We start from the raw sequence: 12367 nt of genomic DNA on the forward strand, positions 1-12367 counted from the left end.
ATGGAACAGATCGACTGCATCGTCGCCGGTGCCGGCATCGTCGGTCTTGCAATTGCGCGCAAGATGGCCGCGCGCGGCCTGGACACGCTCATCGTCGAGGCGACGGATGCCATCGGCACCGAGACGAGCTCGCGCAATTCGGAAGTGATCCATGCCGGCATCTACTATCCGCAAGGATCGCTGAAGGCCCGGCTCTGCGTCGCCGGCCGCGACATGCTCTACCGCTACTGCGCGGAACGCGCGATCCCGCATCGGCGCTCCGGCAAGCTGATCGTCGCAACCGACGAGGCCCAGGAACCCGTGCTTGCCGCGATCCGGGCCAGCGCCGCAGCCTGCGGCGTGGAAGATTTGCGCTTCGTTTCCGCCGCTGAAGCGCAAGCCCTGGAGCCGGCGCTTCATTGCACGAAAGCCCTGTTATCGCCCTCCACCGGCATCATCGACAGCCACGCGCTCATGCTCGCCTTGCTCGGCGACGCCGAGAAAAGCGGCGCCATGCTGTCGCTCAACACGCGCATCGTTTCGGGCCGCATCGATGCCGGCCGCATCGTGCTCCAGACGATGGACACGGCAAGCGGCGAGGGTTTCGAGATCGCGACGTCGCGCCTCGTCAACGCGGCCGGCCTCGGCGCCGTTGCGCTGGCGGGCTCGCTCGAAGGCTTCGACCGGCGGGTTTTGCCGACGCTTCGCTACGCCAAGGGCAACTACTTCTCGGTGGTGGGCCGGGCGCCCTTCTCGCGGCTGGTCTATCCGGTGCCTGAACCGGGCGGGCTTGGCGTCCACCTGACACTTGATCTCGGCGGCACGGCTCGGTTCGGGCCCGACGTCGAATGGACGGACACGCTCGACTACCGCGTCGATCCGGCGCGCGGCAACCGCTTCTACGACGCGATCCGCAAATACTGGCCGGATCTGGCCGACGACAGCCTGCAGCCGGCCTATAGCGGCATTCGGCCGAAACTCTCCGGCCCGGGCGAAGAAACCAGCGACTTCGTCATCCAGGATGCGACGACCCATGGGAGCGCCGGGCTGGTCAATCTGTTCGGCATCGAAAGCCCCGGCCTGACCGCCAGCCTGGCGATTGCCGAACATGTGACACGCATTCTCGCGCCTGAGGCGGACTGACGGCGCCGACGCGCAGCATTCAAGGCCGGTCTGCACCCGCGCGCCTACCGCGACGAAAGCTGACATATTCATTGTATCCAATGGCAAACCTATTTTGCCATTTTTTGCCTTTCAAAAGGCAATAAACGTCTCTATCGTATCCAATACGCTTCTCGACCCAGTCACGAGCCCGCCAGGAAGTCCTGATGCCCGACTACGCAACATTGGCCCCATCAGCCCCCTGGCGCGAACTGCGCACGACACGCGCCGACTGGGACGACGCCGATCCGGCCGCGCTGGAATCGATGCTTGTTTCGGCCCATCTGATCCGCGCCTTCGAGGAGAAAGTGCTGGAGCTCGCCGGCCATGGCCTAGTGCACGGTCCGGCCCATTCCGCGGTCGGCCAGGAAGGCGGCGCCGTCGGCTCGGCCGCGTTGATGCGCGCTGGCGATCAGATCAATGGATCCCATCGCGCGCATCACCAGTTTCTCGCCAAGTCGATCCGTTATATCGCGCCCGACGGCCTCTTGCCCGCGGCGGAGTTCTCATCGGCAATCCGCGGTCTGGCCAAGAGGTCGCTCGCCGAGATCCTCGGCCTGGCGCAAGGCTTTTGCCGGGGACGCGGCGGCTCGATGCATCTGCGCTGGGCCGAGGCCGGCAATCTCGGCACCAACGCGATCGTCGGAGGCGGCGTGCCGCTGGCGGCCGGTGCCGCCTGGGCGCACAAGCGGGCAGGCAAAGGCGACGTTGCCTTTGCCTATTTCGGCGACGGCGCGGTCAATATCGGCTCGGTGCTGGAGACGATGAACATCGCCGCCGCCTGGAAGCTGCCGCTCTGCTTCTTCATCGAGAACAACCGCTATGCCGTCTCGACCCATGTCGAGGAAGCGACCGCCGAGCCGCGCCTGTCGGCACGCGGATCGGCCTTCGCCATTCCCGCCTGGAAAGTCGACGGCATGGATCCCCTCGCCGTCTATCTTGCGACGAAGGAAGCCATGGAGCTAATGCGCAACGGCGGCGGGCCGGCCATCATCGAGGCTGACGTCTATCGCTACTTCCATCAGAACGGTCCTCTGCCCGGCAGCGCCTTCGGCTATCGCGACAAGGCGGAGGAAGCGGCCTGGCGGGCGCGCGACCCGCTCGACCGGCTGGCGAGCGAAATGGAACAGCGTCAGATCATCGGCAGCTTGGGCGTTGCCGCTCTGCGCGAACGCGCGCTTGGGCTGATGGCCGATGTCGCCGCCGAACTCGTCGAGCAGGTGGACGGCAAGAACCGCATCAAGCCCGCGCTCTGGCCCGACGAAGGTTTCCGCGACCACGGCATACGCGGCGACCTCTCGGAATTCGCGAGGACGCGCACCGAGGAATTGGAAACCTTCGGCGGCGCGATCGACGGCAGCGCCAAATTCATCGAGGCCGTCGCCAATGTCATGCAGCGCCGCATGGCGACGGACGACCGGATCGTGATCATGGGCGAGGATGTGCATCGGCTGAAGGGCGGTACGAACGGCGCGACGCGCGGTCTTGCCGCCGCTTTCCCGGACCGGGTGCTCGGCACGCCGATCAGCGAAGCCGCCTTCACCGGCCTCGGCGGCGGCATCGCCATGGATGGACGCTATATTCCGGTTGTCGAGTTCATGTACCCCGACTTTATGTGGGTGGCCGCCGACCAGGTCTTCAACCAGATCGGCAAGGCGCGCCACATGTTCGGCGGCGATATCGACGTGCCGCTGGTGCTGCGCACCAAGGTCGCCATGGGCACCGGCTACGGTTCGCAGCACTCCATGGATCCGGCCGGCATCTTCGCCACCTCGCCCGGCTGGCGCATCGTCGCCCCTTCGACGCCCTTCGACTATGTCGGTCTGATGAACAGCGCGCTGCGCTGCAAGGACCCGGTGCTCGTCATCGAGCATGTCGATCTCTACAATTCGACCGGACCGGCGCCGATCGACGACCTCGATTACTTCATCCCTCTCGGCAAGGCCAAGGTGGTGCGCCAGGGCACGGCCATGACGATCCTCACCTACCTCGCCATGGTGCGGCCAGTGCTTGAAGCGGTCGAACGTCTCGGTGTCGACGCCGAGATCATCGACCTGCGCTCGCTCGATCGCGCCGGGCTGGACTGGCAGACCATCGAAGCTTCGATCCGCAAGACCGGCAATGTGCTGGTGGTCGAGCAAGGCGCGCGCGGCACGTCTTATGGCGGCCTGCTCGCCGCCGAGATCCAGAACCGCTGCTTCGACTGGCTCGACCAGCCGATCCAGCGTGTCCATGGCGGCGAGGCTTCGCCTAGTATCTCCAAGGTTCTTGAGGCCGCCGCATGCGCGCGGCCCGCCGATATCGAGCGCGGCTTGCGCCAGGCGATGGCCGACCAAGGTCGGCCGCTTGGCTGAAAGTCAGGCCTTCGGATCGTCGCGCGGCGTCATGAAGCCGGCGGTCTCGCCACCGTCGACGCTGAGCACCGCACCGTTGACGAAGCCCGCCGCGGGAGACAGCAGCCAGCCGACCGCCTCCGCGACATCTTCCGGTGTGCCGAGGCGCGCCGCGGGAATGCGCTTTTCCAGCTTCTCGCGCCGGCCCGGAATGGCCAGCGTCTTTGACATCATCTGCGTGGCGATCTGACCTGGGCAGACAGCGTTGAAGCGCACCTCCGAGCCGTATTCGAGCGCCAGCGCTTGTGTCAGGCCGATCAGCGCTGCCTTGGAGGCGGTGTAGATCGCAAGCCCTTCCTCGCCGACCAGGCCGGCCACCGACGAGATCGTCACCACGGCGCCGCGCGCGGCCCGCAGGCCCGCGAGCGCATGACGCGTGAACAGATATGCCGAGGTCGCGTTGGCCGTCATCGTCCTGTTCCAATCGTCGAGCGTCGTCTGGTCGAAGGCGCCGCGCCCGCCGGCGCCGGCATTGTTGACCAGGCCGGCGATACACCCCCTGCCGAGTTCCAGCGCGACGTCGACCGCCCGCTTGCAGTCGGCCTCGCTGGTCGCGTCGCCGGCGGCGAAGACCGCGCCGGGAACCGCGGCGATCACATCATCGGCGGCGGCCCGGTCGCGCCCGGTGAAGACGACCCGCGCGCCATCCGCCGCCAGCCGCTCGACGCAGGCCGCGCCGATACCGCGCGTGCCGCCGGTCACCAGGAAGACGCGTTGCGCTTGCGCGCTCATGCGGCCGTCTCGTAACTGACCGGCGTGCAGAGCGGACCCGCCCTGTGTGCTGCCCAGTAAAGATCGTGGATGCGGTTGGTGATCGGTCCGGGCTTGCCGTTGCCGTAGATGCGGCCGTCAAGCACCGTCACCGGCATGATGCCGCCGGCGGAGCTCGAGATGAAGATCTCGTCGGCGTCGCGCAGTTCCTCGATCGGCAGCGGCCGCACCTCACAGGTCACGCCTGCTTCGCCGGCCATCTCGATCACCGTCCGGCGCGTCATGCCCTCGAAGACGCCGCGGTCCGGCGTCGCGATGACATTGCCCTTCACCGAAAAGACGTTGAAGCCCGCGCCTTCGGTGACATTGCCCTTGCCATCGTTGAGCACGGCGACGACGGCGTCCTTGTCGTAGGCCTCGAAGATGCCCATGGTGAGATCGAGCCAGTGGAAATTCTTGATGCGCGGATCGAGCGATTCGGGCGGGATGCGCTGCACCGAGCTCACCACCATCTTCAGCCCGTCGCGGCGCTGCTCGTCATTGGCGATCCAGACGAAAGGCTGCGCGAAGGCATAGAACCGGTTCTGGCAAAGCCGCGGATCGCGCGTGCCTGCCGGCGGCACGCCGCGTGTGCAGGTCATCTGCACATAAGCGTCGCGAAGTCCGCTGCGGCGCACGCATTCGACGAGGATATCGGCCATTTCCGCCTTGGACAGCGGCAGGCTCATGCGCAGGCCGCGCATGGAAGCCAGGAAGCGCTCGAGATGATCGTCGAGCCTGAAAAAGCGGCCCTTCCAGACATGGGTGACGTCATAGGTCGAATCGGACCGGACGAAACCCCGGTCGGTGATCGGGATCATGGCCTCGGCGAGCGGCACGTAGCTTCCGTTGACGAAGGCTATGCCCAATGCGGGATCGTATTCTGTCCTGTCGTGCATGCAAACCTCCTCCAAAGCGGCGCTAGTATTGGATACAATGACTTCGATTTATTCGGCCAGAACGGCTATTTCTCTTGCCAACGATCATCAATTGGATACGTTTCCGCAGGAGTTGCGAGACATCGTACCGATCATGAGCATGGAAGCGACGGATACCATGAAAGGCCTGCCCGGACTGCGCGGCACCGAGCATATCGGTTTCACCGTGCCCGATCTCGACGAAGCCGTCCGTTTCTTCGTCGAGGTGATCGGCTGCGAGCCGTTCTATGAGCTCGGGCCTTTCCAGTCCGACGGCGACTGGATGGAAACCCATCTCAACGTCCACCCCCGGACGGTGATGAAGCGGCTCAAATTCCTGCGCTGCCGTCACGGCTCCAACTTCGAGATCTTCGAATATTCCGCCCCCGGCCGGAACGGCGCCCAGCCCCGCAACAGTGACGTCGGCGGACACCACCTCGCCTTCTATGTCGACGATATCGGCGAGGCTGTCGCCTATCTCAGATCGCATGGCGTGCGCGTGCTCGGCGAGCCGACGGTGCGCATCGAGGGGCCGAGCGCCGGTCAGAGCTGGGTCTATTTCCTGACCCCCTGGGGCATGCAGCTCGAGCTGGTCTCCTTCCCCGAGGGCAAGGCCTATGAGCGCGAGACGGACCGCCGGCTCTGGCATCCCGCCAGCCCTCACCTGTGATTGGTTGGTTCGTGCCGATTCCCACCCGCTCGCCGATGCACTAACATCTTCGGGATCGACACGATGCGGGGAATTGAGATCATGGCCGGCAGACGCACAAGCGGCGGAACCGAGGGCAACGGCGCCGCCCTGGCCAGCGGCCGAGTCACCGATGCGCTGCGCGACGCCATCCTGTCGGGGCGGCTGCGGCCGGGCAGCCGCGTCCGCCAGGAGGAGCTCGCCGAAGAGTACGGTATCAGCCGCATTCCGGTGCGCGAGGCGCTGAGGCAGTTGGAAAGCGAGGGGCTGGTCATCCTCGTGCCCAACAGCGGCGCCTGGATTTCCAAGCTCGACCGCGCCGAATGCATCGAGATCTACAAGATCCGCGAGCGGCTGGAGCCGCTGGCGCTGTCCGAAAGCAGCGCCAACCTTTCGCCCGAAACGCTTGCGCGCCTGGAAGACCTCGTCTCGCGCATCGAGGCCGCTGACGGCATCGACGAGTTCCTGCAGCTCGACCGCGAGTTTCATCTCCTGAGCTATGAGGGCGCGCGGATGCCTCAGCTCACCCAGATGATCCACAAATTCTGGAACACCACCCAGCAATACCGCCGCGCTTTCGCCGCATCGGTCGGCAAGGCCGGCATGGCGGCGGTGCATCACGAGCATCGACTGATCCTTGAAGCGCTGAAGCGGCGTGACGGCGAACAGGCCGGCCTCATTCTCTACGGCCACATCCGTCGCACCCGCCTGCAGCTCGAACAACACACCGAGATGTTCGCCTAGCCCAGGCGCGAACCACTAGAATCCCGCCTGGCTGATGAACTTGGTGACGAGATAGGCTTCCAGCGCTTCCGAGCCGCCTTCGGAACCGTAGCCGCTGTCCTTCACGCCGCCGAAGGGCACTTCCGGCAGCGCCAGGCCGAGATGGTTCGTCGTCAGCATGCCGGTCTCGATCTCCGCGCCAAGCTCGGTCGCCGTCTTCAGCGAACGGGTGAAGGCGTAAGCCGCGAGCCCGTAGGGCAGCCGGTTTGCCTCGGCCACCGCCTCGTCGAACGTCGCGAACGGCATCGCCAGCGCCACCGGACCGAATGGCTCCTCGTTCATGATGCGCATCCCGGGGCGCAGGTCGCTGAGCACGGTCGGCTCGAAGAAAGCGCCCTTGTTGCCGATGCGCTTGCCGCCGGTCTCGAGCTTGGCGCCCTCGGCCACCGCTTCGGAAATCATCGCCTCGACGGCTTGCAGCCGCCGTTCATTGACCAATGGCCCCATGCGGGTGCCCTCGGTCAGCCCGTCGCCGACCTTGATAGCGCGCGCATGGCCGACGAGCTTGTCGACGAACGGCGCATAGGATTTCTCCTGGACAAGGAAACGCGTCGGCGAGACGCAGACCTGGCCGCCATTGCGGAACTTGGCAGCCGCCAGCAGGGCCGCCGCGTTGTCGAGGTCGGCGTCGTCGAAGACGATCGCCGGCGCATGCCCCCCGAGTTCCATCGTTACGCGCTTCATATGCTGGCCGGCGAGCGCCGCGAGTTGCTTGCCGACGGGGACGGAGCCTGTGAAGGACACCTTCCGGATCACCGGATGCGGGATCAGGTAGCTCGAAATCTCCGGCGGGTTGCCATAGACGAGATTAAGCACGCCGTCTGGAAGCCCAGCGTCCTTGAAGGCGTCGGCGAGGCAGGCGGGCGAGGCAGGCGTTTCTTCCGGTGGCTTGACGATGATCGAGCATCCGGTGGCGAGCGCGGCGCCGATCTTACGGATCGTCTGCGACACCGGGAAGTTCCACGGCGTGAACGCCGCGACCGGCCCGACCGGCTCGCGCACGACCAATTGATGGACGTTGCTGGCTCTCGCCGGCACGATGCGCCCATAGGTGCGACGCCCCTCCTCCGCGAACCAGTCGAGGATATCGGCCGAGGCAAGAACTTCGATCGTCGCCTCGCTCAGCGGCTTGCCCTGTTCGAGGCTGAGCAGGCCGGCGATCCTGCCGGCACGCTCGCGCATCAGCCGTGCGGCTTCTCGGATCACCTTGCCGCGCTCGAAGGCCGAGACCTTGCGCCAGACCTTGAAGCCGCGTTCGGCTGCTGCGAGTGCCCGGTCGAGATCGGCGGCGCCAGCCACCGCAACCGAGCCGATGACTTCGTCAGTGGCGGGATTGCGAACCTCGAGCGTCTTGCCGCCAGCCGCCGGTCCCCATTTGCCGTCGATGAAAAGCTCGACTTCGGGATACATGCTTTTGTCCTGTCTGATGGTGATTGTCATAGCAGCCAAGCCTCAGAGCGAGAGGCTCTCCCTTGTGTCTTCGATGGCGAGAAAAAGCGCGCGGACGAGTTCGTCGATCTGGTCCGGCTCGATGATGTAAGGCGGGCAGAGCGCCAACACGTCGCCCATGTTGCGCAGGATGATGCCGCGTTGCCGGCAAGCGCGTTCGACCTGCGCGCCAACCCTGGCCTCGGCCGGAAAACCCTGTTTGGTGCGGCGGTCGGCGACCAGCTCGATGCCGGCCAGCAGGCCGACGCCGCGGATCTCGCCGACCATCGGATGGTCGGCGAGCGCATTGCGAAGCGCTTCCAACATCTGCGCGCCCAGCGTCCGGGCACGGCCGACGACATCGATCTCGTGATAGATGCGCAACGCTTCGGCGGCGACGGCCGAGGCGACGGGATGGCCTGAATAGGTGAAGCCGTGCCCAAAGACGCCGTTCCGGTGCCCTTCGTCCGCGATCGCCTGGTAGGTCGCGTCCGACACGACCACCGCCGCGATCGGCAGGTAGCCCGAGGACAGACCCTTGGCGACCGAGAACATGTCGGGCTTGAAACCGAAAGTCTGGCTGCCGAACCAATTGCCCGTACGGCCGAAGCCGCAGACCACTTCGTCGGCCAGAAGCAGGATGTCGTGCTCGTCGAGCAGCTTGCGCAGCTTGGGGAAGTAACCTTGCGGCGGCACGACGACACCGCCCGCCCCCATCACCGGCTCGGCGATCATCGCCGCGATCGTCTCGGGGCCGGCCGCTAGGATCATCGCCTCCAGTTCGGCGATCAGCCGGTCGGCGAACGCCTCCTCGCTCTCCCCGTCCCGCGCCTCGCGGTAGAAATGCGGCTTGCCGCCAAAGAGGACGTCATCGGTGTTCATGCCGAACGAGCGGTGCATATGCGGCAGGCCGCTCAGCACTGCGCCCATCACCGTACTGCCATGGAAGGCGCCGTTGCGGCTGATGATGCGCCGCTTCTCAGGCTTGCCGCGCGCCGCCTGATGGTACCAGGCTAGCTTGACCATGGAATCGTTGGCTTCGGAGCCCGAATTGGCCAGGAATATCCTGCAGTCTGGAATTGGCGAGACCGCCGCGAGCTGCTCGACCAGGTCGATGCAGGGCTCGTTCGAACGATGGTTGAACGTATGGTAGTTGGCGAGCTTGGCGAATTGGGCAGCCGCAGCGGCGGCCAACCTCCGATCGTTGAAACCGAGCGACGCCGTCCACAGGCCGGCCATGCCTTCGATATAGCGGTTTCCGGCATCATCGCGGACATAGACGCCGTCGCCGCCCGAGATGATCAGCGGCCCATCCTGCTCGTGCCGCCGCGGGTCCGTCTGCGAATGCAGATGCAGCCTCATGTCGATTGCCCGAGCCGAATTGTGCAGCATTTCCTGTTCCCTAAGAGCGGATGATTGTTCTTGCGGCTCAACCAGATATCTTATAACTTATAAGTTGTCGAGGGTCGGATAACTCGAAACGGAGGAGATTGAGCATGGCGTCTTCAGGCGCGAGCCGATGGCCGAGCAACGGCGGCAATGACGGGATATCGGACGAACAGGCTGCCAGCCTGCGCGAGCGCGCGCGCTTCGTGCGGCTGGAGACGATCAGGCTGATTTCGATCGCCAAGGTCGGCCACTACTCGTCGGTCTTCTCCTGCGCCGAGATCTTCTCGACGCTCTACTACGACACGATGCGGCTGCGCCGCGGCGAGCCGGGCTGGGCGGAACGCGATCGTTTCCTGATGGGCAAGGGTCATGCGGCGGTCGGCCAGTTTCCGATCCTCGCCGATCTCGACTTCTTCGACCGTTCCTGGCTCGACGATTACACCCGCCTGGGCAGCCCGCTCGGCGATCACCCCGACATGCGCAAGGTGCCCGGCGTCGACTTCAGCTCCGGTTCGATCGGCCATGCCCTGTCCAATGGCGTCGGCATGGCGCTGGGCGGCCGCTTCCACGGAAAGGATTTCAACATCTTCGTCCTGCTCGGCGACGGCGAGATGCAGGAAGGGCAGGTGTGGGAGGCGGCCATCAGCGCCGCCACCCACCGGCTGGGCAAGCTCGTCGCGATCATCGATCGCAACGGCTACCAGCTCGACGGCAAGGTCGACGACGTCGCGACGATCGAACCGCTCGATGAGAAGTGGCGTGCCTTCGGCTGGGAAGTGCATGAGGTTGACGGCCACGACGTCGTCGCACTCGCCAACCTGCTGCGCAAGGTCAAGGCCGACACCGGCCGCGAAAAGCCCTGCTGCGTCATCGCGAAAACGGTCAAGGGCAAAGGCATCGACTACATGGAAACCGAACCCGGCTGGCATCTCGGCTATCTCGCGCCGGAGGACGAAGCGCGTGCCCGCGATATGATCCTCGAAGGTGCGGAATGAGCGCGGCCTTGCATCCCGACAGCTGGCAGTACCGCGAGTTGAACAAGCGCGCGCCTTCGCTTGCCACTTTGGCCAACACGCTGATCGAGCTTGCCGAAGCCGGCCATCCGGTCATTGCCGGCACCGCCGACCTGCAGCACTCCAACGGACTCGTCGGCTTTGCCCGGCGCTTTCCCGAGCGCTTTACGCAATTCGGTATTTCCGAGCAGAACATGGTTTCGGCCGCGGCCGGCATGGCGACGACCGGCGTCATGCCCTATGTGGCGACCTTCGCGTCTTTCCTGGCGTTGCTTTGCTGCGAGCAGATCCGCATGGACGTCGCCTATTGCGCGCAGCCGGTTCGCCTGATCGGTCACCACACCGGCATCTCGCTCGGTTTCTACGGCACCTCGCATCACGCCACGGAAGACATCGCGATCATGCGCTCGATTGCCGACCTCACCGTCGTCTCCACCGCGGACGGCCCGCAATTCGCCGCGGCGCTGCGCGCTTCCGTCAACCATCCGCAGCCGATCTATTTCCGCATCTCGCGCGGCCACGACCCGGTCGTCTATGCCGAAGACGCGCCGTTCGAATTCGGCAAGGCCGTGGTCCACGGCATCGGCAACGACCTCACCATCATCGCCTGCGGCATGGCGGTGCACTCGGCCAAACAGGCGATGGAAGCATTGAACGCCAAGGGGCATTCCGTCGGCCTCATCGACATGCACACGATCAAGCCGCTCGACCGCGAGGCGGTGATGGCGGCGGCGCGCAAGTCGCGCTTCATCCTGACCGTCGAGGAACACAATATCCTCGGCGGCTTGGGTGGCGCCGTCGCCGAAGTGCTGGCCGAGGAAGGCGGCGGCGCACGGCTTGTGCGGCATGGCATCAAGGACGAATACAGCCTGATCGCGCCGCCGACCCACCTTTATCGCCACTACAAGCTCGACGCTCCCGGCGTCGAAAGCGTCGCGCAATCCCTGCTCGCTTAGAGCATGATCCCGAAAAGTGGGAAAAGATCATGCTCCCAACAAACAGCTGAGCAGGATGACGATTCAACGTAACGTCATCCTGCTCTAGCAGGCTCCACAATACAGTGAAGGAAAAAGCGTCTATTGGTTATATCCTGTAGAATCACTGCCGGCAGAAGACGCCAGACAACAATGCCGAGGAGACCTTTGCCGTGAACATTCAGCCGCTCGAGCAAGGCAACCTTTCCGCACGCGCCTATGTCGCCCTTCGCGAAGGCTTGATCGCGGGGCAGTTCCGGCCGGGGCAGCGCCTGGTGATGCAGGATCTCGCCGACCAGCTCGGCACCAGCGTCACCCCTGCCCGCGAAGCCTGCCTGCGGCTGGTCAGCGAACGCGGCCTGGAGCTGCGCTCGGGGCGTTTCGTCACCGTGCCGGCGCTGACGCTGGCGCGCTACATGGAGGTCCGCACCATAAGGCTGTCGCTGGAGGGCCTTGCCGCCGGGCTCGCGGCCCAGAATGCGACGAAGGATGACATCGACAAGCTGACCGCCATCCAGAAAGTGTTCGAGAAGGCGGACCGGGCCAGCGATCCGGAACTTTCATTCCGCTACAATCGCGACTTCCACTTCTCCGTCTATCGGCTCTCCGGCATGGAAATGCTGGTCGCTCATATCGAGAGCCTGTGGGTCTCGATGGGGCCGATGCTGACCGTCTTCTTCAAGGAAGGCGAGCACAAATATGTCGGCGCCGCCCAGCACGAGACGGTGATAGAGGGCTTGCGCGAGAAGAATTCGGAAAAGGCGCGCGCCGCCATGGAGCAGGACCTCATCCTGGGCGGCGAGGATTTCCTGCGCTTCCTGCAGGGGCACGAAGGCTTCGTCGCGCCGTAACCGCCGTAACCCTTGTCAGGCCACCAGCCGCGCGACCGCGT

Annotated in this window: 11 protein-coding genes; 7 read left to right on the forward strand and 4 right to left on the reverse strand. The window is 65.1% G+C overall.

Annotated features, from left to right (window positions below):
- Together FJ414_RS01005 and FJ414_RS01010 are read left to right on the forward strand one after the other, a co-directional pair.
- On the forward strand, positions 1–1122 hold the full coding sequence (locus FJ414_RS01005; protein ID WP_140640386.1) for an NAD(P)/FAD-dependent oxidoreductase: 1122 nt from the start codon (positions 1–3) through the stop codon (positions 1120–1122).
- 185 nt (positions 1123–1307) lie between these two features.
- Positions 1308–3494 (forward strand): dehydrogenase E1 component subunit alpha/beta, encoded by a 2187-nt coding sequence (locus FJ414_RS01010; protein ID WP_140640388.1) that lies wholly within the window; start codon positions 1308–1310, stop codon positions 3492–3494.
- Positions 3495–3497: 3 nt separating this feature from the next.
- Here FJ414_RS01010 and FJ414_RS01015 read toward each other — a convergent pair whose 3' ends face one another.
- Positions 3498–4265 carry an SDR family NAD(P)-dependent oxidoreductase gene (locus tag FJ414_RS01015; RefSeq protein ID WP_140640390.1) on the reverse strand — a complete coding sequence of 256 codons (768 nt, stop codon included), beginning with the start codon at positions 4263–4265 and terminating at the stop codon, positions 3498–3500.
- On the reverse strand, positions 4262–5182 hold the full coding sequence (locus tag FJ414_RS01020; protein ID WP_140640392.1) for an aminotransferase class IV: 921 nt from the start codon (positions 5180–5182) through the stop codon (positions 4262–4264). Before FJ414_RS01020 ends, FJ414_RS01015 begins: the two co-directional genes overlap by 4 nt.
- Positions 5183–5321: 139 nt before the next feature.
- Between FJ414_RS01020 and FJ414_RS01025 the strand changes: the two genes are divergently transcribed.
- Both FJ414_RS01025 and FJ414_RS01030 read left to right on the forward strand, forming a co-directional pair.
- Positions 5322–5870, forward strand: coding sequence for a VOC family protein (locus FJ414_RS01025; protein ID WP_210239622.1), 549 nt, complete (start codon positions 5322–5324; stop codon positions 5868–5870).
- Positions 5871–5951: 81 nt separating this feature from the next.
- Positions 5952–6632, forward strand: coding sequence for a GntR family transcriptional regulator (locus FJ414_RS01030; protein WP_140640394.1), 681 nt, complete (start codon positions 5952–5954; stop codon positions 6630–6632).
- Positions 6633–6647: 15 nt separating this feature from the next.
- On the opposite strand, the gene FJ414_RS01035 is transcribed toward FJ414_RS01030, so the two are convergent.
- Together FJ414_RS01035 and FJ414_RS01040 are read right to left on the reverse strand one after the other, a co-directional pair.
- Complete coding sequence (locus tag FJ414_RS01035) at positions 6648–8081, reverse strand: NAD-dependent succinate-semialdehyde dehydrogenase (protein ID WP_140640396.1); 1434 nt, start codon at positions 8079–8081, stop codon at positions 6648–6650.
- A 42-nt stretch (positions 8082–8123) separates the two neighbouring features.
- A complete protein-coding gene (locus tag FJ414_RS01040) occupies positions 8124–9491 on the reverse strand; it encodes an aminotransferase (protein WP_140640398.1) in 1368 nt (455 codons plus the stop codon).
- 104 nt (positions 9492–9595) lie between these two features.
- Between FJ414_RS01040 and FJ414_RS01045 the strand changes: the two genes are divergently transcribed.
- From FJ414_RS01045 to FJ414_RS01055, 3 genes are all read left to right on the forward strand, one after another.
- Positions 9596–10483, forward strand: coding sequence for a transketolase (locus FJ414_RS01045; protein WP_140640400.1), 888 nt, complete (start codon positions 9596–9598; stop codon positions 10481–10483).
- Positions 10480–11457 carry a transketolase C-terminal domain-containing protein gene (locus FJ414_RS01050; protein ID WP_140640402.1) on the forward strand — a complete coding sequence of 326 codons (978 nt, stop codon included), beginning with the start codon at positions 10480–10482 and terminating at the stop codon, positions 11455–11457. The genes FJ414_RS01045 and FJ414_RS01050 overlap by 4 nt, the downstream gene beginning before the upstream one ends.
- A 191-nt stretch (positions 11458–11648) precedes the next feature.
- Positions 11649–12326: a GntR family transcriptional regulator gene (locus tag FJ414_RS01055; RefSeq protein WP_140640404.1), complete on the forward strand. Its 678-nt coding sequence runs from the start codon at positions 11649–11651 to the stop codon at positions 12324–12326.
- Positions 12327–12367 lie beyond the last annotated feature (41 nt).

Origin of the sequence: Mesorhizobium sp. B3-1-6 (assembly GCF_006439555.1) — a bacterium.
Classification (GTDB): Bacteria; Pseudomonadota; Alphaproteobacteria; order Rhizobiales; family Rhizobiaceae; genus Mesorhizobium.